Raw genomic sequence first — 24,533 nt, 5'->3', positions numbered from 1 at the left:
CTTTGACTTACTTCTGTCAGTCATATATTTACTATAGTCGTTAATTTTATTAATAAAGTTATTTATTGACATACCGTCGTTCCTCCAGGAAATACACCAAGACTTTCCCGTGGAAGGATGGTGGTAAATACTGGTGAATTTAAGTTGATAGATAACCCAGGTACCCAAAAATTAAATTGATAATCTTTTATCTCAGCCTTTACCAGTTCAATATCAGCGCCAGTAACAGGGATGCCAGTACGCGATAAATAGCTAATATCAAGGTTAGCCGCTGATAAATCAGGCACTAACTTGGCGCCGTTAAATAATGCTAAATTATCGATATTAGTGATTGGCTGACAAACGATAGCCAACCTTGCAGCTCGCCTCGATGCTTCTTGTAAAACACTATAGGTGTATAGCAACCTACCAACTTCTATCGCGCTAAACAGCAATAGAAAAAATACGCCGGCAACAATGGCAAACTCAACTGAATAGATCCCTTTTACACGTTTCATAATGCTGTCACCGCAAAGTGAGTGTTCAAATTAAAGCTGAGATCAACATCATTACCGATACCCAGTGAAACCAACTTTTCGCCGAACAGTGGCTGCCAATTATAAGACACCGAAATAACCAACCTACGGCTTCCAGCTGGAGCTTCAGTAATGGTTATATCGTTGCCTGATAACCCGTTCAAACGCGGCGTTGTTCCAGTATTTGTGGTGCCATAAATTAATAGGTTTTTAGTTTCAGCAATACAATTTCCGCACTCTGCATCAATAAATGGAAAGGGTAAATTGCTGGTCTGGCGAGTATCTGCATGAGCAGCTAAATAGACTCCGGCATCACGTACTAATTTAGTCAGGGTATTATATTGATACAAAAACCGCCCTAATTCTGCGGTGGCAAAAATCAGTAACAACATAAAGGGCAAAAGAATAGTCATCTCTACCGCCGCTACGCCTTTTTGTGATAAACGCTTCATACCAATCTCCTAGGAATCAGGGCTATCGGGATCTCTATACAGCACAATCGTATAATTATTACTGACAAAATTAGGATCAACGGACGCATTACCTGTGCCTGGACATTCATTAACAAACTCACCAACCACAAATGACTCTTGCCCTCCTTGACCAACATCTTGAACTAAGAAAAAGCACCCTATTGTTTTAACTTCGATATTATTTCGTCCGTTAGTCATACCATTGCAAACACCGATAACTACGGGCATTGCTCGGCGATTATTTGCCGCGATACTGCTATCAATACAACTATTGATGTCGTTATCGGCTAGATATTGAGCATGGCTATAATACGCCGCTGTCGGGTTGGTAATATTGCCATCGCCGTCAAGATTAATTCGGTCTCCTTGACAAATGTTCCTATCTCTTGGGTGATCGGTTGAGTTCAGCCCTCCCCCCTGCCACTCACCAAAACGGGTATTGATACCTTGAGACACTGGACCGACATTATTACCTGGCTGGGTAGGAACAACATCACCCGCTCCAATACAAGAATTAGGACTATATTCACCAGCAAGCGAGGAGCGCAGTATATTCGCACCATTACCATCTAAAGCCAGCAACTGAAAATTACCAGGGCCGATAGCGGGATCACTTGCTTGTGCAGATCCAGACTTCATGGCGTATAAACTATTAGTGGCTATACCGTAAGGGGCAGGTACTACTACACCACTGGCATTCGTGGTGGTAAAATTTGGATCATCATTAACCGCGCACACCAACAATGGAACCAGTCTGTTATTACAAATAATGTCGGTACTGCGCCCTGCTACAGCGGAAGCTCTGACACGTTTATTAAAACTAAGTAACTGCGCGAAAAAATTATCTAAGCCGACATCTTCAACCCTGACACGGACATACTCACTGTCTTCATTTGCAATGGGCGAAAACGGGTCTGGTAATAAAGAAAATTCAACGACTATGTTACTCGTTACCGCATTATTGCTGTAATCGGTTGGTGAGAAACTAATATTAGTTTCAAGTTCATTATTTTCTTTAAATGCCATATTTTGCGACAACATACTCACTGCTGCTTGGCGGGCCTCAGCAAGCGTTGCGCCACCGTCAAGCATCTTGGCTGCATGCAATGCCGATGCATCGACTGCATTTTGAAGCCGGCCTTTACTCAGTAGCAAGTGACCGCCATCGAGTGCTAATGCCGCAACGGCTAATAATGAAAATAAGCCGATGGTAAACATCACTAAAATCGCACCGCATTGACGTCTTTTGCCACTAAAGATTCCCTTAGAATGACAATTAGTCGTGCTATACATTGCAACCCCCAATACTTATGGCTAATCCATGATGATTGATGATGAACCCATTTCTTTTGCACTAATGGGGGCTTCGCTACTTTGACGGTATTTGAGCATCACCTGACGACCGTAATTTCCTTCAAGACTTAATACCAAACCGTCGTTTCTCTCTGAGGCATCAGGATCAAGTATCTGCACATTTTTTAACTGGTGATAACTGTCATTCATAGTGAAATTATGGACACTCTCACAAGCAGATAAGAGCAAGACCATAGAAAGCAATACAACCTTATTTATCAAAGTTGTCCTTAAATTAAAGTAACTCATATTAAACGCTCCAATCTAAAGTGAGTGCCCATATTTTTGTTGGGTACCACTATTTTCAATTTTGACATTAGACATCACGGGTTCGTATGGCGTATCAACTTTCTGATCAGGCTGTTCTTTAGTTGAAATCTTACCGAGTAAATAAAACTCCATATCTGATGGAGAAACAAATCCATCGGTTGGTAGCGCGATATCCTTTTTGTTAAAAGGCCGAACAAGTCTTGGGGTCACTAAAATTACTAATTCTGTTTGGCCACTTCGGAAACTTTTACTAGAAAAAAGCTGACCTAAAACAGGAACATCACCTAAACCAGGAACCTTATCAATATTCTCACGTAAGGTGTCACTGATAAGGCCACTGATGGCAATGGTTTGTCCATCAGCTAATTCGACCGTGGTAGCAGTACTACGTTTAACCAGCGATGGAACGACCATAATTGCCGAAGTATTGTTGCTCTGTATTGAAACCGCGTTAGCATTACTGACTTCACTCACCACGACATTTAAATTTAAATTTATCTGCCCTGAATCTAACACCGTAGGAAGAAATTTAACCCCGACACCGAAATCACGATATTGAATTGTGGTGCTGCCATCGCTATCAGGGACCGGAATAGGAAACTCTCCGCCTGATAAAAATTCAGCGGATTGGCCGCTCATTGCGGTTACGTTGGGTTCGGCTAATACTTTCGCTAGACCATTTTGCTTGGCTACATCTAAAGCAAAATTCATTAGCAAATCATTATTTATGTATTGGGCAAAAAAACCTTTACTGAGTACACCGCCAATACCAGTGTCAACAACACCGCCGCCGCCAACAACACCACCTGATAGCTTATCCCCTTGATTGAATATCAAAAATTTAGAATCAAATTGACGGGCAACTTCTCGTTGAACTTCAGCTACAACCACCTCAAGCATCACTTGATGGCCTCCGCCAATCGTCATCATATTCAGCACGGTACTTTTAGGTTTCCCTACTGTAGGTGCTGAATCGACATAGGCTTGTGCTAACTCAACCGCCGTATTCATTTTCTGTAAATTCGAGGCTTGTCCACTTAGCAATAGCTGTCCTTGAGAAGTTTGAACCGCTAATTTTTCTGCTGGTAAAAATTCATGTAAGCGTAATTTTAAGCCATTCAAATCATGAGTCACTTCAATATCCATTACGCTGGTAAGCACTTCGTTTTTGTCCCAAACCATGATATTTGTGCTGCCCAGTTTTTTACCCAATACATAAAGCTCATTTTTAGGTAATAGCTTTATGTCGGCAATATCAGGATTACCCACTGACACTCGATGAACAGACTTAGGCAATACCAATACTCGAGATTTAAAAATGGGAATGAGTTTTAGTTCTTTTTCACCACCAATTGGCCCACCAGCCAGCGCTGATTGGTGCAACGATATCGAAATGACTACTAATAATAGGCACCCTAGCTGCCAAAGCTTGCCTGATGAATGCAGCATATCCGTCTCCTTTTCAACCTTTAGGTTGTATAAATTAAGTTTTCAAGTGACTAATTATTGACCTTAATCTCTTGTTCATTCATCCCTTTAAGTACTAGCACCTTGGCTTTAGTATTAGACTGAACAAATACAACTTTCTCTAATGGTGTGGAGGACGGCGTAACCTCCTCCAGCTGAATAGCCTTGGTCATTAACACTTTCTCTTGAAGCTTGCTATCCTGATTTAGCGATGCAACCTCTACTTGTGCATCATCATTAGGGTTTCTTAATGCTAACTGCAACGACCCACGTCCTTTAGCAACCAAAAGCTGTTCAGCTTGATCCATACTTAACTCTAATGTCACTGCACGCACTAACATTGGCTTGTTTTCATCATTTGAGGCTTGCTGATCAATGGCTAAAATCTTGACATTGGACAGCACGATATCGGTTTTATAGTTACCTTCTTTATATAGGTTAATTACATCAACTCGATTACCGGGTAATAAAAAACCCGCAACCCCGACAACATCATTGACCCTAATGGTAACGGCTCTCATGTTATGTTGAATAAGGCTAGCTAAGGTACTTCCCTCACCTTTAGTCGTCAGTTTTTCATGACGTAGAATTTCACCAGAGTAAAGTTTTTGATTAACTACCTTTCCTTCAGCGTCTTCAAACTTAGTAACAGACCCTTTTGGCGCTATATCTTCAGGCACAGTTGTTAGCACCATATGTTTCCTATCAATAATGGTTCCCATTGGCACCAAGCTAGATAGAGTCACTACCGTAGTAGTTTGACCAGCATGATTCATCGGGGTATTAGACTTGAGCCAGTTTTGAGCGAGGAAAACGGCAATCGCACCAAAAACTAGCGACAAGACGATGAACATTATCGTTTTGCTATTCATAGTGAACTCCTTATGTTAACTATAAAGTGCTATCTTGTTGTTTATTATACGAAGTAAATTGACCAAGCTGAGTCAATGAGCGACTGAGTTACTACTGATTCAAGTTTCATAAAACAAATTTGATCTGACATGATCCCAAGCAGATCTCGTGGGTAACAGGGAATGAGAGGTTTATGGTATTTAATATGATACTCCCTGATGAGGTACTCATAATTCGCATCACTACAAACAAGACCTAAATCATCACAAACCCGGAACCAAATCTTTCGGTATAGTTCACTATCTAAAGCGTCAAAATGAATTTTATAACCAAGGCGACGTAAAAATGCTTCATCAACTAACTCTTTAGGATCAAGGTTAGTAGAAAAGAGCAAAATCAATTCAAACGGGATTTCAAAATGCTCACCAGACTGCAGGCTTAAAAAGTCTCGGTGTTCTTCCATCGGAATAATCCAACGGTTAAATAATTGCTTTGCGCTAATACGTTGGCGTCCTAAATCATCAAGCAGCAAAATACCATTGTTGGCTTTGAGCTGCAGTGGTGCCATATAAGTGCGGCTATGGGTATCAAATTGCACTTCCAGCATTTCCGCTGTGAGTTCACCACCAGTGATTCGAAGGGGACGCTGGCATTTTATCCATCTTGGATCATGACCACTGTTCAAATCTAATGGATTATCTTCTAAGTCCACTTCACTACGGTGATGCAATTCGGGGTCGTACACCTGAATAATTTCATTACCTATAGCAATAGCATAAGGAATTAATACATCATCGCCCAAGGTTAAATTAAGGTGACGACATAGGTAACTTTTACCCGTTCCTGGTGGACCATAAATCAATACAGGCCGACTCGAGTTCATCGCAGGGCCAATTTTAAACAGTAAATCCGCAGGTAGAACGAGATCTTTAAGCCCTCGTTCTAACATTTCAAAGGTTATCGGGCGCGATCGACTAGATTGTTGTTTACAAACAGGAACATACTGCTTAAGAGGAATAGGGGCTAAGCCTAAATAACCACTGCGGCTAAATACCAATTTCGCATGAATTTCACCGGTATGGCTTAATGCATAGCGCATCTGTCCATCAAGAGTGGTTTGACGGTTTTCAACCCAGCCCAATTTCTTGGCGGTATCCAGTAGCAGTTGCAAAATACCACCAGTAATACCGATTTTAGCGACCATCTGCTCCTTGGTTAGCACACCTGAAGTAAAAATATGCTTGGTAACCAGATCAAGTAATAAAGATTCCGAAAGCCCTGTCGCTTCGATGGTGATAGGTTTAGGGGCTAACTTATTGGCATCTGTGCTATGCATAGCCTCTGCGGGGACATCATCTGACGGTATGTTAAAATTCGCTGGGTTATTTGATTCAGGTTGCAACATATCAGGCCTCCATTCCTAAATAATGACTTAGCTGAATATACACATTCTGTAAGTCATAATTTATGCTACACGCTACGGCCCAGCCAATGGCTAATGCTGGCGCATAGGGGACCTTTTGACCTGCGGCTTCGCCCATTTCTGGTTTAAAATAGGTTTTACAGTAAATACAATCCCAGTAACGTTTAAGCGTCTTTGCTAATCCAGCCAGCCCTGTTCGCCATACTACGAGTAATAAACTGGTGATAGAGCCTGCGACGATGCCATACAAAATACTCCAAAGCAGTAACTCTGGCCCCATCAAAGCGCCAATACCCATCATCAGTTTTACATCTCCAGCCCCTAGCACCCGTATCACAAATACCGGAAAAAGCATTAAAAATGCCAAGCCAAAACCAAAGCTTGCAAGCAACAAACCATTCAGCTGTGCGTAATAACCATTAATGGCAAAACCAGTAAAAATAGCAATTAAACATAATAGATTGGGTATACGTTGGGTCGCTAAATCTGAGGCTATGGCGATTAAAAAGAACAGCCCAGCTAAACACAACTGCAGTAAGAGTTGGTATTCACTCATGGCGTCAACCTGATTCATGGGAAGTTGATAAGGTAATTGCCCAGCTAAACTGCGAATCTGGGCAAATTTATAGCTTTAAATTAAATGCAGTAGCTAACTACCAGTAGTACAATCTGCACTGGCACCATTCACTGCTGACGCTAAACACTCAATTTTAGTTGTCGCGTTATCACCTAACAGATTAAACGCTGCAATCATGCCACCGACCACTAAACCACCAGCAATAGCATATTCAACAGCAGTCAAACCGCTTTCGTCTTCTATAAAGTCTTTCAGTATGTTTGTAAGGTTCATAATATTCTCCTAACAGCCAAATGAGGCACCATGGTGAATATGGGTATCCGTCCCTTAACTTGATCCTTATGGCAGTGCCATTGTTTATTGCCAACTGCTAAATTAAATTCGATTTTAAAAGCAGTCTGTTAACCAGCAACCTGAACAATGCACCACCAACACAAGATAATCACATCGCTATTACATTGCTGCTACATTTAAAGGTAGCAAAGTATTGCTTTTTTAGTAGGTGACATTGCAAATATATTTAAAAATAGCTAATTCTTCTATGTTTACCACTTTCCATAGTAGTAAAGTATAAAGGTGATACTTTATTGATCTAGATCAGCAAAGTGCAGAAGGTTAAATATAGAAATTTGATGATTATCTTCAAGTTAGATAAATTACAATATGAAGGAGCTCGCCATTTTAATATCCTCTGTATGAATATTTATTAGAAACAGCTAAAAGCGCTACCTTTATTTAATAAAGCAGCTCATGTAAACAATTATGATTAATCTGTTAAATAAAGCATAGCCTCAAACTAAGAAAGTATTACGGTAAATTTTAGTTAAGCTTATATATATCTGGGCGTAATTGTAAAACGCCCTTTGCGTCAATCCAAGTCGTTAGATATGTCATCAAAACAGGTAGTGGCTTTGATAACGGAAAATACTTTGGATGCTTGCGATTTAAAGCGATATCGATAACAGAAGATGTTTGATTAATATGTCGATCCAATAGGTAATTAACTAAACCTCGGGCATTTTCTAGCCGCACACAACCATGACTTAACGCCCGCTGCGAATGTGAAAATAATGATTTTGCAGGCGTATCATGCAGGTATATAGCTTCATCGTTGGGGATTGAAAATCGATACTTACCGAGGGCGTTATTCGCGCCAGATTGCTGCACCAATCGATATTCTGTTAATAAACTGGCAACTTGCTGACGCGGCATGTTTCCTATAGGCAGTACTGCAGAACCACTTGAGGATACCTTACGTAATTCAAAATCATGACTGGCTAAATAACCTGGTGATAGGCTCTGTTTAGGCAATAATTCACCATAAACAATACTAGCAGGTGGCGTCCATGTGGGGTTTACGGTAAGCAAGGTTAATTGGGTCTGCATAGGTGGTGTCGGGGTTGCTGGTTTGCCCACTATAACTCTCATGCTCATGACGCTTGTCTCATGTTCCATCACATGTAACTGATATGATGGAATATTTACCCATATATAATTGGGTGGGAGTTTAGCCGGTAATTCAAACCAACGAAATAGAGCTTGTCGCATTTGAGTAATACGCTGTGATGGCGGTACATTTAAGGCTTGTAATGTTTGTTTATCTAATTTACCGCTGGCGTCAAGACCGTGCCTTAATTGAAAATGTTTAATACCATTTGAAATTATTGGATCATATATCGCATCACGATAGCCATTAGGCTCCTTAGGTGGAATATCCTCTAACTGTGTGAGCATCCATCTCAGTTTAGCAATATCTGTATTTCGCTGCCCTAATCGAAAATGTATTTGAGTGATTGATGGCCACACATAGGCTTCGAGTTGTTGATATTGCCTGATTCTCTCACGGAGTAATATCACCTGCTTATGCTCAGGCAACATACTTGCAAGCAACTGCGGTAATTGCTGTCGGTCTGATGCTAGATGCAACTGTTCAAGGCTGAGTAATTTTTTATTACTACCTTTGACTGTTGTCTGATTCAGCATATTGATTAAAAACTGTGAGTAATGGCGATCTAAATCACTTAAAGAATTGTTATCTGTCATCGCAAACAAAGTCGAATCTTTATTACTAACCCCCATATCCTCGGCTAAAGAAAATAGCTTTGTTGCAGTAGGTTTGGGACCTTGCTCATTAAACCAAATCAACGCTGTATTACTATTAAGCGAGGAAAGCTGTTGTTGAGGTAGATTAAGATTTCGATCATCTTCTACAGCGGCAAATAAAAATTCATTAAAACTGAATAATAAACAGGTTGTAAAAAAGAAATTTTTAAATAACGAAATGCTGTTCAACACCGTGCGATTAACCACGTTATAAAAATAACAATCAATAAGACCGCTAAGTAGATGTGATTTCATAGCACCTGAACCCTAATATAATTATGCGTAAGCATAACTTCTCAGATTAATATCATAGGCTAGTAACGTGGTGTAGCCATAGTTCAAGGTTTAGTACACTACAGGCTTTATAACAAGCATTCAGACTAATTAGCTTCTTTGTAACCATTTTAATGACTATTTTTAAATTGTTTATCCATTATTAATCTATACTTTGGTTATTATTTTCCACTTTGAGTGACCCACTTGCACGGGTCTTTTACATCTGATGAGTTAATAAACGGATATGTTGAAAACCAACCTTAGTACAGATCATTTTATACAAGTGGCATTAATCGCTTTGATCACTCTATTGTTATTGCTAATCATCTATCCTGCATGGACTGTTGCCAATGCTCGGCTGGCGCTTAAAACAGATAAAGAATCAGGGGCAACATTGGCCGAACGATACCTTATTCTTGGTGATTGGCCTTCGGGTAATGAAGATATGTTACTGACTCATTTCAAGGATTTTCAAATTAACATCGACTCAACCGCTAACCATTCATCTCTCAGTAACATGTCAGCATCTCAATTCAGCCAAATACAAGCTCAATCAAAAATGCAGCATCAAACTAAACATGATGTTCAAGGGCTACACCAAAACAAAAATGAAGCGTTAGATTAAAATGACTCGGAATTAAACATAAGAGATAAGCCATGCCTAATACCGCATCAAGCAATGCTAAGCCTACCACCCCATCAATATCTTTGATGCGCACGTATTTTAGAACACTGGCGGTATTAATTTTTCTTATTGTGATTGCATTTAACTATAAACAGTTAATACAAGACCACTCCCCCTTCTCTATTGCTAATGCGATGACACATATCAAAACTCAGCACTTGTTCAGTAAAGGCTTACTGTACGATCTTAGTTTCTTCGCAGCTATGGTCATATTGCTACATGCCTGTTGGGCTGCAATTATTACCCTCTCATGCCGGCCTTGGTTTCAGTATTGCCACAATGACAATATTAAGACACAGATCTGGATTGTGATCCTACTACTCCATTGTATTCTTGTCGTTGCGGCAAACTCATATTTATACCCCACCTCTTTGTTGGGGATATTTCGTGGCACAATATTAGTAGAACCTTGGCTACTTTGGGGGCTGTTTTTTTTACTCCTAAGTAATTTTATGTATGCCCTCTTCAGCAGCTTATCTACCCATAAAACCCTTGTTTTAATTAGCCTATTAATTGTTAGCATTGGCTTTGTTAATTTCTTTAATAACGACACGCTTTCAAGCACTAGCAAAGCGGTTAATAAGCTTCCTAATATTTTTGTTATCGGTATTGACGGGCTGCGCCCTGACCACCTTGCACACAGAGGAGCTGATAATTCAATAGCACCAAAGCTCAATCAGCTATTATCAAAATCATTAATTTACGATAAAGCTTATACACCACAAGCACGAACATATGTGGCATGGATGGGTATATTATCGGGACAATACCCTGTCAATAATGGAGCAAGGTTTAACTTAGCCCCACCTGAATTAGTGAATAAAGATTTGCCGCTACTAAACTCACTTTCAAGTAAAGGGTATCAAACAACCTATGCAATGGATGAGCGCCGCTTTAATCAAATAGATGAGCATTATGGCTTTGATCGTGTTATTGGTCCCAAAGTTGGGGCCGCTGATGCCATAATCGCCAACGTAGCAGATATCCCCCTAATTAACCTTGCCATCAACACCCCAATTTCTGGCTATATGTTTCCCTATTTATATATTAATCGCGCCTATGGTAAAGCCTATGATCCTATGCGGTTTAATCAAGAAGTGCTCAATGCGTTATCTGTCGATACGCCCAATTTCTTAGCGGTGCATTTTTGTCAGCTACATTGGCCGTTCACTTCAAAAGACTTTATTGAATTGGATAAATCACGCTGGGACGGTAACTACAATCATTATATGCATCGAGAATTGATTAAAACAGTAGATATACAGATAGCCAATTTTATGAGCGGCTTACGCCAACGTGGCATGTTAGAGAATGCCATAGTGTATCTACTATCAGACCACGGTGAAGGTTTTTTATTAGCTCAAGATAGATTGACTGCGGCAACGGAAGTACAAAATAACAATAACAACCCTAGAGATAAAATTGAAAAACTCAATGTAGCCGCATGGGGCCATGGGACCAATATCTTGTCTCAGGAGCAATCACAAGTATTGCTTGCAAGTTTGCGATATCGCCATAGCGAACCGATTAACCACACAGGTAAGGTGCCAGGGTTATTCTCTCTTATTGATATAGCACCAACTATCGTGGCTAGTTTAAAATCAGATTCGACAAATAATGATTGGCAATTTGACGGTATAGCGCTTCCACAGATGCAGACAGATTTAGATGATACGCGATTTGTTTTTGTTGAGTCTTCACTGCCTGTTCGCGCTATCAATACCAGCTTCATCGATGATAATAAAGTCATGTCAGAAACCGCTTCACAATATGAAGTAAGAGACAATGGCCGAGCGGTAATGAAACCCGAGTTTTATAAAAAAAATATCGCTTTGAAGCAGCGCTCTGTATATGAAAATCAGTGGCAACTCGCCATGCTGCCTAAGGTTGAACGGCTCATTTTAGTCAATACTGACACTATGCAGTGGCACAACCTAGCCAACTATCAAGGCAATGCCCCGTGGCAAAAAATGTTAACCGCACTCTGCGAACATTACCAAGCTGATTTGGTTAACATGCCAAAAACGCCATGTCAGAATTCATTGGATTTATACTCTCAGTTAGAGAATTAATGATGAGTTTGCAAGGCAGTGGGATTAAAGTAATTTAGTTAAAGCGTAAACAGACTTAACGCGCTTTATTAATTACCTAAACCGTTAGGTCTATGGCAAGGTTCCAATGAGAAAACAACAAGGCTAGCATGGGCAATCTAGCCTGTTAGTTGCATTTTATAAGTATTTATTTGCTTATTATAAAATTTGCTCTAAATAAGCTGGCACGTCTGCAATACTATTTACTACCGCAGTGGCTTCACTTACCCCAGCTTCATCAACAACTTTACCGGTTTTAACTAAAATCGATGTTAGGATGCCTGCCGCTTTAGCAGCGCGCATATCATCGGCTTTATCACCCACCATGATAGATTGACTCATATCAATTTTTAAAAATTCTGCAGCACTATTAAGCATACCGGGTTTAGGTTTGCGGCAATCACAATCTTGTTTGTAATCCCCAAGGCCTTTTTCTGGATGATGGGGGCAATAATAGATACCGTCCAACTCCACACCTTTATCAGCAAAGTTCCAATCCATCCATTCAGTTAAATGGTGAAAATCATCTTCACTATACATACCGCGAGCAATACCAGATTGGTTTGTCACCACCACGACCATGTAGCCCATTTTTTTAAATGCTAAGCATGCTTCAAACACACCTTCAATGTATTCAAAGTCATCAACCAAGTGCACATAGCCTTTATCGATATTGATAACGCCGTCACGGTCTAAAAAAATGGCTTTATTCACGGTACTACTCCTAAAATTTCAATTACAGTGATTATCCCACTACTTAGTTAAATATGCACATGTATTATAAAAGGAAGATTTTTTACATCGATACTTTATAATAACGCCAGTAAAGGTTACCCTTCCGTAGATATTTTGTGACAATTATAAGAAGTAATGAGTCAAATAACGCCAATAATTCATAAAACTCGCACCCAAGCTGTAGTAGAAGTTTTGAGAGAACAATTACTTTCTGGCTATATCAAAGCGGGTGAACCGCTTAGACAGTCAGCAATTGCTGCGCAACTTAATGTCAGTCGTATTCCTGTTCGTGAGGCTTTAGTACAGTTAGAGGCTGAAGGGTTAGTCAAGTTTGAAGCCCATAAAGGTGCCACTGCGACAATGCTTTCTGTTGAGCAGGTCACAGAATTATTTGAGCTACGCGCTATGATAGAGAGTGATTTGCTTGCAAAAGCAATTCCTAATCTACAAGATGATGATTTTGAGCGGGCTGACAAGGTGCTAGCCAAACTCGAGTCGGCTTTTAAGCAAGAGGACTCAGTTGCAACTTGGAGCGAACTCAATATTCAGTTCCATACGTGCTTATATGAAGCCGCTAATCGACCTCATACTCTCGAAGTTGTCCATGGTTTAAATAATAACTGTGATCGCTATATCCGTTTACAGCTACTTTTAACCGGTGGAATACCAACGGCGGAACGAGAGCATCGCGAACTCTTCGAATTGTGCAAACGCAAAGATATCGGCAAAGCGACCAAATTATTACAACAACATATTTTACATGCAGCAGAAGCCATTAAGGCACTTGTGGTCCAGCATTTAAAGTAGGTTTAGTGGGGAGTAACAGTCCCTCTATTAAATGAAGACATTTTATTACCAGATTATTTTTTAATTTTTATTTGAGAGATCACCACATGCAGTATGCTCATATTACCGGCTGGGGAAAATGTGTCCCACCAGCAACTCTGACCAATGACGATTTAGCCACATTTATGGAAACGTCAGACGAGTGGATTAAAACTCGTACCGGGATCAGCGAAAGACGTATTAGCCACGTAAATACCTCAGAACTTGCAACCGTTGCAGCGCAAAATGCGTTATCAGCGGCAGGTATTGATGGCAGTGAGATTGACTTAATCATCTTAGCAACAGCAAGCCCTGACACTTTAATTCCAAACATTGCTTCAACGGTGCAAGCCAATATTGGTGCAACTTGCGGCGCGTTTGATATCAACGCGGCCTGTAGTGGCTTCTTATACGGTCTTGGTCTTGGTAGTTCAATGATCAAAAGTGGTCAAAATAAAAAAGTGTTGGTTATTGGTGCAGAGCGTTTGTCTTTTTACCTTGATTGGTCTCGCCGTGAAACCGCTGTATTATTTGGTGATGGCGCCGGCGCGGTGGTATTAGAAGTAAGCGACCAACCAGGCGGTGTTTTAGGTTACGAGTTAAATAATGACCCTGCTGCGCGTGATATTTTAGCCTCTGGTTTTGGTACCAAAATGGATCGCTTTGATTCATCTTCTTTAGACTTCTTCATTCATCTAAATGGCCAAGAAGTGTTTAAACGCGCGATTCATGGCATGGGCGGTCTAAGCACTAAAGTGCTTGAAAAGTGCAATATCAATAAAGAAGACGTTGATTTTGTTATTCCTCATCAAGCCAATGAACGTATTATTGATACCTTAATCGGCCGCATGAAAATTCCAAAAGAAAAAGCCTTTGTTAATATTGCAAAATATGGCAATACCTCGGCAGCCACTATCCCTATTGCGATTTGTGATGCTCTTGAACAAGGTAAGTTGAAAGCAGGTCAAACTGTTTTATCATGTGCCTTTGGCGCGGGTTTAACCTCAGCGGCTGCATTAGTTAAATGGGGTGAGCGTACTACACCGATTAACCCACCTACAGCCGAGCTCCCACCTTGTGAAGTCACTGCCTTAGAGCTTATCAAGCCAGCTGTTGATTTCTTCATGAACAAATCAAAGTAAACTCAGCTTGCTAAACCATTAAACCAGCCTTGTGCTGGTTTTTTTATATCTATTTACTGGATTTAAACTGATTTGATTAAGTTCAGGCTACTGCCTTTATATACTAATAAATTGCGCCGCCTTCATGGTTTTACTGTCGCCAATAGAGGCTATTTGTGCCACAAACAATTCGGCGCACGCTAGTGCATCTGTGAGGGCATCATGGCCATAATAAGTCGGCAGACCGTATCGTTTTCGACAAGCATCCAGTCGTAAACTACCTTCTTGCAGCACATCATGTTGGCGTAAAAGTCGTTGTTTTTCTATCGCTAAGGTATCAATAAAAGGCAATTTAATGCTTCTTTTATAGACTTTTTCTAAATGGCTTTGGATAAAACTAATGTCCATTGGTGCATGATGAGCTAATAAAATTGAGCCTTGAGTTTGTGCAAGCAACCAGGCCATGGCTTGTGTTAGTGATAACGCTTCTGTTAAATGATTATCGATAATCCCGTGCACAGCTGCGCTCTGTCCTACACTTCCATCGATTGTCACCATCACTTGCAGGGCTTTTGATAACGGAATGGCGCCATGCTCTATCGGCACGATACCAATACTGATTATTTGGTCGTTATGAGGATCTAACCCGGTCATTTCTAGATCTATTGCCATAATCGGTAGATCCGCAATCGTAGCACTAAGGCATGGCTTAACGCTCGACTGGTAAGCCGCAAGCTCGTCTTTTTGACCGAGAAGTTCTAACTGTAAGCGCGTTTTAAGCCATAACTCATTCACTAAGTTGTTTACTCCACACTATTAACATCACAAGCTAAATTAACATCACAGGCCAACCCACATAGAAATACCATTAATAACTTCGCATAAACTTCATTCTTAAGCCAGATTGCGCATCATGAACCACTTTAAAAGCATCCCTGAGTTGATGTCGCAATAACGATGACATTTGCTGCGGTTTTAAGTAATTGGTGACTTCTTGTTGTTGTGTATGCTGCTGACCTTGATTGGATAACCGCATATGCGCAATAAACTCTAAGGCATCCGCTAGATTAAGGGCATCTTTACGGTTAATGATATTGGCTTCCATCAATGCTCGGATCCGCTTAGGCGTATTCACTTCAGTAATACCTGCACTTAAAGCATACACTCTGGCGATATCGTTGATTAACGCTACGCCTTTATGTTTCAAATCCATACCTTTTACTTCACTGCCGTCACGCTCTAACACAAACTTTCTAAAAAAGCCTAGCGGCGGCGTTTCAACCAGTGAGTTACCCGCCATTCCAGCAAGAAAAATATCATTATCTTTGGTGTTGCTTAAGACGTGCTGTTGTAACTGATCAAATAAATTCTGCGGCCCATAAACGGAGCGCATATCAAAAAAGATACTGGCATGCATTAAGGCTTTAGGTTCGGGTGATAGCACCCATTTTTCAAAGTGTTGTTGCCATTGGGACAGTGACAAACGCCATTTGGGGTTTTGCGCCATAATATCCCCGGGACAATATATATAGCCGCATTGATCCAGCCCTTTACAAACCGCATGGGTTAAGGCGTCAAAATAGCCTTTTGCATGCTCATCAGGCTCATGGGCCAGCAAAATACCGTTATCTTGATCTGAACAGGCCGCTTGATCTTGCCTGCCTTGTGAGCCAAACGCTAACCAGCAAAAGGCCATTGGCGCTTCACCTAAAATTTGCTGATTTAAAATAATTAATCGCCGGGTTAATGCATCGGTAACCGAGGTTAATACTCTACCCACTTCTTCTGCTCGGGCATCTGCACTGATTAGATTTTGTAGTAATACCGGAATTTGTTTACTGACATTAATCAGGCTATCAATATTGGTTTGCCGCTCGATTTCGCCGATTAATAGCAAGGGCTGTGAACTCTGGCCGCGTAAAATATCAGTACTGGTTAATATCCCCACCACATTTTCTTGTTCCATAATGGGTAAGTGATGAATGCCATGTTCACTCATCAACAGCATTGCTTCAAATACTAAGGCGTTAGCTTCAAGTTTGGTGGGATTGGGAGTCATCGCTTGATGAACCGGCAAATTGCCATCAAAGCCTTCAGCAAGCACTCGATTACGTAAATCTCGATCGGTAAGAATACCAATCAATTGCTGATTATCCATCACTAGCACTGATGACACTCTGGCTAAACGCATTTTTTTCGCCGCTTCACTGACACTGGCATTACAATTTATAATTAGAGGATCGGCAGACATTAAACTATTGATACGATTGGTTGTGGTTAAGTCTTTTGCTTTAAATCTAGCTTGATGACGCATTCTTCTGGCAAAGGCACGATTAAAAAAGCGATCGAAGCTGCGGCTTTCACTACGCAAAAAATCAAAGGTTTCGGGATCTAAGTGATACACCAAACTGTCTTCTAAAATCTGCACTTGGTTACTGACTTTTTCACCAGATAGCAAAGACGGAAAACCAAAGTAGTCTCCTTCGCCCAACCTATCTAATAACTCACCTTGATTGTCTCTTACTTCAAATGCGCCAGAGCGAACAATATAAAGTTGTGGATGACTGGCATCTAAGGGCACTACAGCCGATGCTTTACTGTAATAACCAATGGTGATTTGCTTGCAGCAGCGCGTTAAATTTGTCTCTGAAAGACTATCAAATGGCACTAACTCTTTAATAAATTGAACAATGGGTTGCAGTTCACTGGCATCTTTCATCGCGGGCCTCTTACTTACTGCCAAATCATTTTCTGTCTTATTAATTTAATATACGTAAATTATATTGAGGCTGATATTCGACCAATGGCCATAAGTGGCAATATTTAACTCACTAATATTAAACACTTGCTAACAGCATTTGTTCATAAAGAATTGAACACTGTCACCAATAAAAAAAGCGCCGAAGCGCTTTTTTATCCGAGAGTTAAATACTCACATTTTAAAATTCATATTGTATGAATCTTAATGGTCGTGCGCTTCACCTGAGCCTTTCGGGAATCGAATTGACTCAACCATAGCAACCACGTCAGCAGGTACCGCTGCAGTGACTTTGCTAACAGCAAATGCAACACCAAAGTTAATCATCATACCTAGCATACCAATACCTTCAGGCGAAATACCTAGGAACCAGTTTTCACTGCTATTGGCACTTGGGTTAACAAACTTAAAGTACACGATATAACTTGCAGTAAATAGTAAACCTAAAACCATCCCTGAAATCGCACCTTCTTTGTTAACGGTTCTTGAAAAGATCCCCATAACAATGGCAGGAAACAATGACGAGGCAGCTAGACCAAATGCAATCGCAACAACCGCGGCCACAAAGCCTGGTGGGTTAATACCAAAGTAACCCGCCATGACAATACCTAGCGCCGCGGCAATTCGCGCAAATAAAAGCTCTTTCTTATCTGAGATATCTGGCATGAAGTTTTTCTTCAATAAATCATGGGATACCGAGGTAGAAATAACTAATAATAAACCCGCAGATGTAGACAGTGCCGCCGCAAGACCACCAGCAGCGACCAATGCTATGACCCATGCTGGCAGAGATGCAATTTCAGGCGTTGCTAATACCATGATATCGCGGTCAATTTTCATTTCATTGGTATCGCCTTTAGCATAATAGATATTGCCATCAGCATTTTTATCATCCCAAGTAATTAAGCCAGTTTTTTCCCAGTTTTTAATCCATTCAGGCGCTGTTTCATAAGCAACACCGGTTTTTTCTGGGCCATTAATGGTTTCAATCATATTTACACGAGAGAAAGCTGCCAATGCTGGAATTGTGGTATACATAATAGCAATAAATACTAATGCCCAACCTGCTGATACACGCGCATCTTTTACTCTAGGCACTGTAAAGAAACGCACGATGACATGGGGTAAACCAGCGGTACCAAACATCAAGGCACCAGTAATAAAGAACACATCAATCATGCTCTTTGAGCCTTCAGTATATTGAGAGAAGCCAAGTTCTGCCGACAAGCCATCAAGCTTATCTAACAGGTAAACTCCTGTTCCATTACCTGCTGCATCAACAAGTTCTGCACCAAAGCCAATTTGCGGTAACACATGACCTGTCATCATTACCGAGATGAAAATGGCTGGTACCATAAAGGCAAAAATAAGCACACAATACTGCGCAACCTGAGTGTAAGTAATCCCTTTCATACCGCCTAAAACAGCATAAAAGAACACCACTGCCATACCGATATAAACCCCAGTTTCAACTTCGACTTCTAAGAAACGGGAGAATACCACCCCAACACCACGCATTTGACCGGCGATGTAGGTGAAACAGATGAAAATCGCACACACGACTGCAACAGTTCGCGCAGCTTGTGAGTAATAGCGATCACCAATAAAGTCTGGCACAGTAAATTTACCGAACTTACGTAAGTATGGAGCCATGCAAAGCGCTAGCAGAACATAACCACCGGTCCAGCCCATTAAATAGACAGAACCATCATAACCAGTAAATGAAACAATACCGGCAAGTGATATAAATGATGCCGCGGACATCCAATCCGCCGCTGTTGCCATACCGTTCATAACTGGCGGCACGCCGCCACCAGCGACATAAAACTCTTTAGTTGAGCCAGCACGAGACCATATTGCGATACCGATGTACAGGGCAAACGTCAAGCCCACGATAATATAAGTTAAAGTTTGAACATCCATGATTTATTCCTCAGTCTTCGTGTACGTTATATTTTTTATCTAAAGCATTCGCTTTCGCTACATACACAAAAATCAGTGCAACAAACACATACATGGCACCTTGTTGTGCAAACCAGAATCCCAATTTAAAGCCCATGAAGTGGACTTCATTAAGAACATCGACCAGTAAAATACCGCAGCCAAATGATACTGCAGCCCAAATTGCCAGCAACCCCAATACTAAGCGTAAATTCTCACGCCAGTACCCACTTGCTGTATCTTGATTTTCGAAACTCATAGTGACTCCCCAGTGCTAATTATTTTTTAAGTCGATAGTTAATCTAACAACTCAAAATGTGACCACAATCACGACCTTAGTCTAAGATTTGGTTTGGCCAGTTATAGAAAAAACAAAATAGTTACTTATTAACAACAGCTTAACCTATGAAATGCTGAAGTTATGTCTACATCACCAATTAAGCTAATGTAGACCAAGGTCGAACTGAATTTAGTGATTGACTAAGATAAGCAGCAGGAAAGTATTGCCTCAAATGGGTATTGAGCTCACAAGCAGAATTCAGATTTTTCACATTACGGGGGCCACAATATCGTTTCCACTTGAGTTAAATGCTTGACGAGTATAAAATTTTTACATAACAGTTCGATCACATGGTATTCGATTGCAGTTTCCTATAATAAATAAAAAAAACCTCCTGATTGCACTCTGTTTTGGCCTATTAGGAATGGTAATTAATTGCTACCCCATTCCAATATTCGCCAATGTCCAATTAGTGCTAGGTAATACTTTTACCGTTATTTCAGCTGTGCTTTTAGGCCCTTGGTATGGTTTAGTCACCGCCATACTCAGCGCAAGTGGATTAATGCTCACTTGGGGTAGCCCCCATGTATATTTACTATTTTGTACCGAAGCAATATTCATTGGCATTGCTCGCAGAAAAGGCCTGTTTCCCTTATATAGCAGTGGTATTTATTGGTTAGCTCTTGGTATGCCATTAACCTACATATACATGGTGACACTTGCTGATTTTCCAGATAGCCACATGTTATTCGCCATTATCAAGCAAAGCATCAACGGTTTAATTTACGCTGGCTTGGCGTCACTGTTCATCTTGTTTATTCCTAATACGTGGCAGTTACACGACACAAAAACCAACCAAAAACGTCGTAGTTTTAACGCTCAAGTCACCTACTTTATGACGTTAATGATCACCCTTTGCTTGTTATTATCAGCACTGACTTTTAATTATTTGTTTCTTGAAAAACAACAAGAGTTACTGAAGCGAAATTTAACTGACACCACCGAACATATTAGTACGGCAACCGAGCAATACCTTAATGAACATAAAATGGTCATTGATTATGCGGCAGATTTAATCAGCTTAACGACGTCATCCTACAGTGAATTACAACAAGTTTTAATCAAACTGCATCAGCATTATCCTAGTTTTATTACTATGCTGCTGGCAGACACTGATGCTCAAGTGATTGCCGCAAGCCCCAGCAGTATTATGCTCAATAAAACAGGGCAACCACTGGATTTATCAATTTCAGATAGAGACTACTTTATTGAGTCTTTTTATAATCAGCGCTTGTTTGTTTCGCCTGTGTTTAAAGGCCGCGGTTTTGGTGACGATTCAATTATCGCCATTAGTGCGCCTTTTTATCACAATAATGATCAATCAAAGGTCAGTGGAATTATTGAAGGCTCGCTGGATTTAGCGTTCTTTTCTAAGATAGATAATCAAAATGGAACAGGGGATAAAGAGTTTATTATCATCGTTGATAACAATAACAACATCATTTATTCCACCCCTTCTCTAAACTTAAGCACTCACGTAGAATTTACCTATTCAAATGAAAAAGGAAATTACCGCACCAGTTTAAATGTGATCAATATTCACAACTTAACCGCCACATCACCTGAATACGTGTACATCAGTAATCGACTAAACAATGGTTGGAAGTTGTATGTATTACAGCCACTGTCTCCGTTAGTTAAAACCGCCGAAACACAAATGCTAGGCACCTACTTGATGCTATTCATCTCCATCATTTTGACCTTTTTAATCTCCTCCAGAGTGTGTCGTTTACTCACTAACTCATTAGAAATTGTGGCTAATCAATTCGGACAAATCAGTGGTACTGAATTAAAAGAACAAATTGATAATGAAAGTACATCAGAAGAAGTATATAACCTGTACAAGAGCCTCACCGCCAGTAAACGTGACTTACTTAAGCACCAACTGGAGCTAGAAGAAACTGTCGCGATTCGCACCGATGAGCTTGAAAAAGCCAATCAAAAGTTATTGGCATTAGTGGATAAAGATCCACTAACGGGGCTTTATAATCGCCGTTATGCAGAAGATAGATTTGATAGCTTGCTGGATTTTTGTCTGCGAGGTGAGCATGCCATTACCATTGCTATCCTTGACTTAGATTACTTTAAACAGGTCAATGATAGCTACGGTCATTTGGCTGGGGACGAATGCTTAAGAGTCGTATCTAAACTATTAAAACAGCAATTTAAACGCGATACCGATATCGTTTCTCGCTATGGTGGTGAAGAGTTTATTTTGATATTGCCTTTATCCAATGCCCTTAAAATTGAGCAGCATCTCAATCATTTTAGAGAACAGTTAGCCAAAGTAATAATTAACTCGCCAACGGATGAACAGCACTTTTCAGTCACCACCAGTATTGGCGCGATAACGGCTAACGCCAACTTTTCTAAAGACATTGATCACTGGATAAAAGTTGCAGATGACAACCTATACAAAGCAAAAGAGCAAGGGCGAAATAAAGTCATTATTGATGTGATTAATGATCCAAGTGACCCAGAGTAGCCCACTAACGTTTCATATCAAAACCATAATCGCTAAGCTAGTGACGAGTTTAGCTACCGCGATAATCACGGCTCAATAAACTGCTCCAATCTATCTAACATATACGGATAAAATGGATTCCATTTCTGTCTTAACATCTCTGCGGCGGGGATCCCAAACAATCCCCGCTCACCTTTAAAGATTGCCTGCCCTATCTGAATATGCTGACTTTGAGGCTGATAATGTGGTCCGTATAAGGGGTCATTTTCAGGAAAAGGCAAGGCAACATGCGATAATGAATACACCCCAGCTGGCCATTTCAGTGCTAAGTCTACTGCTGCTCCCTCTTCGCTCTCAACCAAGTTTTGCTCTTGCACGCCATACTCAGATTGCTGGCTATTTTCAATTAAACTTAAACGGTAGTTCATGGGCATGTTGAGCCAAAGTGGCCCCATTTCGTTTAACAAGTTTTTAGTGATCAATTGATGATTATTACGGTTACGATTGATATCAAATATCACTAAGCTATGCTTATCTGAGGGTAAATATTGATACAAATGCTCGACCACCGCGTTAGTAGAAACGGTATCATCTGCAATTGACTGGAAGGTTAAAATAGGAGGAATATTGGCTAATTGCTGCTGATCAAATTGTTTTATTAAATATTGATTTCTTTCAGCCAGTTGATAAACAACGTCACCGGCATTCACTGCAAATGAGATATATTTGAAAGGGTCGTATTCAACCTCAATGGTATTCCAAAACAGTTTTTCTTGATTAATTAAACGCCCTAACCTCGCTTGCCACTTTGCGCCTGCTGCAATGGGCGCTAACCCTATAGCTGGCGAAAGAAACATCATTGCTTGATAATCTGTAGGGTTATTAACAGCAATTGCTTCTAGTTGAAGGTTTAATGCCAGTGCTGCACCGGTAGAAAAGCCCACGACATATAACGGTTTACCGGCCAATTTTTGCTTCATGTGCTGAGTCGCTAATGCTACTGCGCTGGCTAAATCTGGCCAAGTGATATCTGCTAAGCCAGCAGGAATAGTGCCGTGCCCTGGTAAACGTAGTCCTAAAACATCGGCTGAAGCGCTAAAATGTCGCGCTAGGTTTGAAATCGCATAAGGGGAGTCTGACATACCATGGAGAAATAAAATGCCATAATTGGCATCGGGGTTTGACCACTCAAAAGAGCGATTCCAGTTTACATCCCAATGATTTGGATCTGATAAGCTATTGGCTTCGTAACGATTAATAGGTGAAGCCAGCTTAGGAGTATATTGTTGGTATATTTTGCGGTCTAACTCATTAAATAGCTTGTCTTCAAGAGCAAGATACTGGGAAAAGTCTGTTAAGCCAGACTGTTGATGATACTCACTTTTCAAGCGTGTTGTATGCCAAATCTCTAATTCAGAGCGAGCCGTTAAAAACCACACCACGGCGGCGATAAAAAGCAGTAAACTGGCAATAAAACCATAAATAGCAAAAAATAACAGATGTTTAGTCGAACCGATTACTATTGCTTTCATTCGCCAGTCCTATGAAATTAATTTTTGTCCGTATAGTTTTAATGATAGTCTAAAAAGAGTCTGAATTTACAAATAATAATATGCCATCAGGCCGAAAATATTGAGTAGCAAACCCACAATGAAATCAACTCAGCTAAGCATTCATACAAAGCCTGCTGTTATCACAAATAACGCGACTAAGCCAAACGCCGAGCTTAGCTCAAAAGCTATTTTATTAGGCTCTGAAAAAGCTGAAATCACATTCTATTTGCCAACGCCACCTAAAGTCTCCAAAGCATGGCATTGGCAAAATACAAATGCTATCGAGCAAATCATTAACGATAATGGCAATCATTGGCGAAAAATATTTACTATCATGGCCAAGATTGCTGTTACTGATAAAGCGCCAGATACATGGCGAGATTGCCGCAACCAATTATTTAATCCGCAAGCTGCTGATGATTTAAAGCGGGTAGATTTTAGTCAATGTAACATTATCATTAATGCTACTAAGCTTAGTGTGAATAGCCATATTCATATCATTTGTGGCCAAGCTGCATTCGCTAATATAAGCGATCAATCGTTTATATCTGCGTTAACCGCCATAGATGAAAGCCAAAAAATAATGGCGCATGAGCAGATACTCATCACGCCATATTTAGATTACCGCCAGTTTCCCAATGTGTTAATTGAGCAGCTAAGGCGCTATTTAAGCTCACTTAAACAATCCTTGCTCTAAGCTAGTGGGAAGTTA

22 protein-coding genes are annotated in these 24,533 nt (G+C 40.5%); 6 read left to right on the top strand and 16 right to left on the bottom strand.

The window, feature by feature from the left end:
• Positions 1-62: 62 nt before the first annotated feature.
• The 10 genes from BCU94_RS08250 to BCU94_RS08205 all read right to left on the bottom strand — a co-directional run bounded on the left by BCU94_RS08250 (position 63) and on the right by BCU94_RS08205 (position 9,288).
• Entirely contained in the window at positions 63-497 is a 435-nt protein-coding gene (locus BCU94_RS08250; protein WP_102476109.1) for a TadE family protein, read from the bottom strand.
• Positions 494-967, bottom strand: coding sequence for a TadE family protein (locus BCU94_RS08245; protein ID WP_102476108.1), 474 nt, complete (start codon positions 965-967; stop codon positions 494-496). The genes BCU94_RS08250 and BCU94_RS08245 overlap by 4 nt, the downstream gene beginning before the upstream one ends.
• Positions 968-976: 9 nt before the next feature.
• Positions 977-2,281, bottom strand: coding sequence for a pilus assembly protein TadG-related protein (locus BCU94_RS08240; RefSeq protein ID WP_102476107.1), 1,305 nt, complete (start codon positions 2,279-2,281; stop codon positions 977-979).
• A 21-nt stretch (positions 2,282-2,302) separates the two neighbouring features.
• Positions 2,303-2,536: a hypothetical protein gene (locus BCU94_RS08235; protein ID WP_102476106.1), complete on the bottom strand. Its 234-nt coding sequence runs from the start codon at positions 2,534-2,536 to the stop codon at positions 2,303-2,305.
• A 69-nt stretch (positions 2,537-2,605) separates the two neighbouring features.
• Positions 2,606-4,060 (bottom strand): type II and III secretion system protein family protein, encoded by a 1,455-nt coding sequence (locus BCU94_RS08230; protein WP_102476105.1) that lies wholly within the window; start codon positions 4,058-4,060, stop codon positions 2,606-2,608.
• A 50-nt stretch (positions 4,061-4,110) separates the two neighbouring features.
• Positions 4,111-4,950 (bottom strand): Flp pilus assembly protein CpaB, encoded by an 840-nt coding sequence (gene cpaB, locus BCU94_RS08225; RefSeq protein ID WP_102476104.1) that lies wholly within the window; start codon positions 4,948-4,950, stop codon positions 4,111-4,113.
• Between the two features lie 44 nt (positions 4,951-4,994).
• Positions 4,995-6,335, bottom strand: a complete 1,341-nt coding sequence (locus BCU94_RS08220; protein ID WP_241904977.1) for an AAA family ATPase — start codon at positions 6,333-6,335, stop codon at positions 4,995-4,997.
• Between the two features lies 1 nt (position 6,336).
• Positions 6,337-6,909, bottom strand: coding sequence for an A24 family peptidase (locus tag BCU94_RS08215; RefSeq protein WP_102476103.1), 573 nt, complete (start codon positions 6,907-6,909; stop codon positions 6,337-6,339).
• Between the two features lie 93 nt (positions 6,910-7,002).
• Complete coding sequence (locus tag BCU94_RS08210) at positions 7,003-7,203, bottom strand: Flp family type IVb pilin (protein WP_102476102.1); 201 nt, start codon at positions 7,201-7,203, stop codon at positions 7,003-7,005.
• A gap of 546 nt (positions 7,204-7,749) precedes the next feature.
• The gene (locus tag BCU94_RS08205; RefSeq protein WP_102476101.1) at positions 7,750-9,288 is read right to left on the bottom strand and encodes a L,D-transpeptidase family protein; all 1,539 of its coding nucleotides are present in this window, start codon (positions 9,286-9,288) and stop codon (positions 7,750-7,752) included.
• Positions 9,289-9,553: 265 nt separating this feature from the next.
• Between BCU94_RS08205 and BCU94_RS08200 the strand changes: the two genes are divergently transcribed.
• Together BCU94_RS08200 and BCU94_RS08195 are read left to right on the top strand one after the other, a co-directional pair.
• A complete protein-coding gene (locus BCU94_RS08200; protein ID WP_102476100.1) occupies positions 9,554-9,934 on the top strand; it encodes a hypothetical protein in 381 nt (126 codons plus the stop codon).
• Positions 9,935-9,966: 32 nt separating this feature from the next.
• Positions 9,967-12,066, top strand: a complete 2,100-nt coding sequence (locus tag BCU94_RS08195) for a sulfatase-like hydrolase/transferase (protein WP_102476099.1) — start codon at positions 9,967-9,969, stop codon at positions 12,064-12,066.
• A 177-nt stretch (positions 12,067-12,243) separates the two neighbouring features.
• On the opposite strand, the gene gmhB is transcribed toward BCU94_RS08195, so the two are convergent.
• Positions 12,244-12,798, bottom strand: a complete 555-nt coding sequence (gene gmhB, locus BCU94_RS08190; RefSeq protein WP_102476098.1) for a D-glycero-beta-D-manno-heptose 1,7-bisphosphate 7-phosphatase — start codon at positions 12,796-12,798, stop codon at positions 12,244-12,246.
• 156 nt (positions 12,799-12,954) lie between these two features.
• Between gmhB and BCU94_RS08185 the strand changes: the two genes are divergently transcribed.
• Positions 12,955-13,626: a GntR family transcriptional regulator gene (locus BCU94_RS08185; protein WP_102435764.1), complete on the top strand. Its 672-nt coding sequence runs from the start codon at positions 12,955-12,957 to the stop codon at positions 13,624-13,626.
• Between the two features lie 86 nt (positions 13,627-13,712).
• Positions 13,713-14,786 carry a ketoacyl-ACP synthase III gene (locus tag BCU94_RS08180; protein WP_102435766.1) on the top strand — a complete coding sequence of 358 codons (1,074 nt, stop codon included), beginning with the start codon at positions 13,713-13,715 and terminating at the stop codon, positions 14,784-14,786.
• A gap of 96 nt (positions 14,787-14,882) precedes the next feature.
• On the opposite strand, the gene BCU94_RS08175 is transcribed toward BCU94_RS08180, so the two are convergent.
• The 4 genes from BCU94_RS08175 to BCU94_RS08160 all read right to left on the bottom strand — a co-directional run bounded on the left by BCU94_RS08175 (position 14,883) and on the right by BCU94_RS08160 (position 19,723).
• The gene (locus BCU94_RS08175; protein ID WP_241900982.1) at positions 14,883-15,560 is read right to left on the bottom strand and encodes an exonuclease domain-containing protein; all 678 of its coding nucleotides are present in this window, start codon (positions 15,558-15,560) and stop codon (positions 14,883-14,885) included.
• A 73-nt stretch (positions 15,561-15,633) separates the two neighbouring features.
• The gene (locus tag BCU94_RS08170) at positions 15,634-17,484 is read right to left on the bottom strand and encodes a DUF294 nucleotidyltransferase-like domain-containing protein (RefSeq protein WP_102435768.1); all 1,851 of its coding nucleotides are present in this window, start codon (positions 17,482-17,484) and stop codon (positions 15,634-15,636) included.
• Positions 17,485-17,727: 243 nt separating this feature from the next.
• Positions 17,728-19,446: a sodium:solute symporter family protein gene (locus tag BCU94_RS08165; protein ID WP_102435770.1), complete on the bottom strand. Its 1,719-nt coding sequence runs from the start codon at positions 19,444-19,446 to the stop codon at positions 17,728-17,730.
• 10 nt (positions 19,447-19,456) lie between these two features.
• The gene (locus BCU94_RS08160; RefSeq protein WP_076542242.1) at positions 19,457-19,723 is read right to left on the bottom strand and encodes a DUF4212 domain-containing protein; all 267 of its coding nucleotides are present in this window, start codon (positions 19,721-19,723) and stop codon (positions 19,457-19,459) included.
• 445 nt (positions 19,724-20,168) lie between these two features.
• On the opposite strand from BCU94_RS08160, the gene BCU94_RS08155 reads away from it, so the two are divergent.
• Complete coding sequence (locus BCU94_RS08155) at positions 20,169-22,289, top strand: diguanylate cyclase (protein WP_102476097.1); 2,121 nt, start codon at positions 20,169-20,171, stop codon at positions 22,287-22,289.
• Between the two features lie 65 nt (positions 22,290-22,354).
• Here the strand turns inward: BCU94_RS08155 and BCU94_RS08150 are convergent, their stop codons facing one another.
• Positions 22,355-23,800 (bottom strand): alpha/beta fold hydrolase, encoded by a 1,446-nt coding sequence (locus tag BCU94_RS08150; RefSeq protein WP_102476096.1) that lies wholly within the window; start codon positions 23,798-23,800, stop codon positions 22,355-22,357.
• 118 nt (positions 23,801-23,918) lie between these two features.
• Between BCU94_RS08150 and BCU94_RS08145 the strand changes: the two genes are divergently transcribed.
• On the top strand, positions 23,919-24,518 hold the full coding sequence (locus BCU94_RS08145; protein WP_241904976.1) for a hypothetical protein: 600 nt from the start codon (positions 23,919-23,921) through the stop codon (positions 24,516-24,518).
• Positions 24,519-24,533: the final 15 nt, after the last annotated feature.

The organism is Shewanella sp. 10N.286.52.C2 (assembly GCF_002874545.1).
GTDB lineage: Bacteria > Pseudomonadota > Gammaproteobacteria > Enterobacterales > Shewanellaceae > Shewanella.
The sequence above is the reverse complement of the archived record's forward strand: the minus strand, read 5'-3'. Positions and strand labels throughout refer to the sequence as shown.

Bases quoted from the DNA above. Each gene is read 5' to 3' on its own strand.
- BCU94_RS08205 (WP_102476101.1), bottom strand. From the start codon at position 9,288: ATGAAATCACATCTACTTAGCGGTCTTATTGATTGTTATTTTTATAAC.
- BCU94_RS08165 (WP_102435770.1), bottom strand. From the start codon at position 19,446: ATGGATGTTCAAACTTTAACTTATATTATCGTGGGCTTGACGTTTGCC.
- BCU94_RS08245 (WP_102476108.1), bottom strand. From the start codon at position 967: ATGAAGCGTTTATCACAAAAAGGCGTAGCGGCGGTAGAGATGACTATT.
- BCU94_RS08180 (WP_102435766.1), top strand. From the start codon at position 13,713: ATGCAGTATGCTCATATTACCGGCTGGGGAAAATGTGTCCCACCAGCA.
- BCU94_RS08210 (WP_102476102.1), bottom strand. From the start codon at position 7,203: ATGAACCTTACAAACATACTGAAAGACTTTATAGAAGACGAAAGCGGT.
- BCU94_RS08160 (WP_076542242.1), bottom strand. From the start codon at position 19,723: ATGAGTTTCGAAAATCAAGATACAGCAAGTGGGTACTGGCGTGAGAAT.
- BCU94_RS08155 (WP_102476097.1), top strand. From the start codon at position 20,169: ATGGTAATTAATTGCTACCCCATTCCAATATTCGCCAATGTCCAATTA.
- BCU94_RS08215 (WP_102476103.1), bottom strand. From the start codon at position 6,909: ATGAGTGAATACCAACTCTTACTGCAGTTGTGTTTAGCTGGGCTGTTC.
- BCU94_RS08235 (WP_102476106.1), bottom strand. From the start codon at position 2,536: ATGGTCTTGCTCTTATCTGCTTGTGAGAGTGTCCATAATTTCACTATG.
- BCU94_RS08170 (WP_102435768.1), bottom strand. From the start codon at position 17,484: ATGAAAGATGCCAGTGAACTGCAACCCATTGTTCAATTTATTAAAGAG.
- BCU94_RS08250 (WP_102476109.1), bottom strand. From the start codon at position 497: ATGAAACGTGTAAAAGGGATCTATTCAGTTGAGTTTGCCATTGTTGCC.
- BCU94_RS08230 (WP_102476105.1), bottom strand. From the start codon at position 4,060: ATGCTGCATTCATCAGGCAAGCTTTGGCAGCTAGGGTGCCTATTATTA.
- BCU94_RS08150 (WP_102476096.1), bottom strand. From the start codon at position 23,800: ATGAAAGCAATAGTAATCGGTTCGACTAAACATCTGTTATTTTTTGCT.
- BCU94_RS08220 (WP_241904977.1), bottom strand. From the start codon at position 6,335: ATGTTGCAACCTGAATCAAATAACCCAGCGAATTTTAACATACCGTCA.
- BCU94_RS08195 (WP_102476099.1), top strand. From the start codon at position 9,967: ATGCCTAATACCGCATCAAGCAATGCTAAGCCTACCACCCCATCAATA.
- BCU94_RS08185 (WP_102435764.1), top strand. From the start codon at position 12,955: ATGAGTCAAATAACGCCAATAATTCATAAAACTCGCACCCAAGCTGTA.
- BCU94_RS08145 (WP_241904976.1), top strand. From the start codon at position 23,919: ATGAAATCAACTCAGCTAAGCATTCATACAAAGCCTGCTGTTATCACA.
- BCU94_RS08200 (WP_102476100.1), top strand. From the start codon at position 9,554: ATGTTGAAAACCAACCTTAGTACAGATCATTTTATACAAGTGGCATTA.
- cpaB (WP_102476104.1), bottom strand. From the start codon at position 4,950: ATGAATAGCAAAACGATAATGTTCATCGTCTTGTCGCTAGTTTTTGGT.
- BCU94_RS08240 (WP_102476107.1), bottom strand. From the start codon at position 2,281: ATGTATAGCACGACTAATTGTCATTCTAAGGGAATCTTTAGTGGCAAA.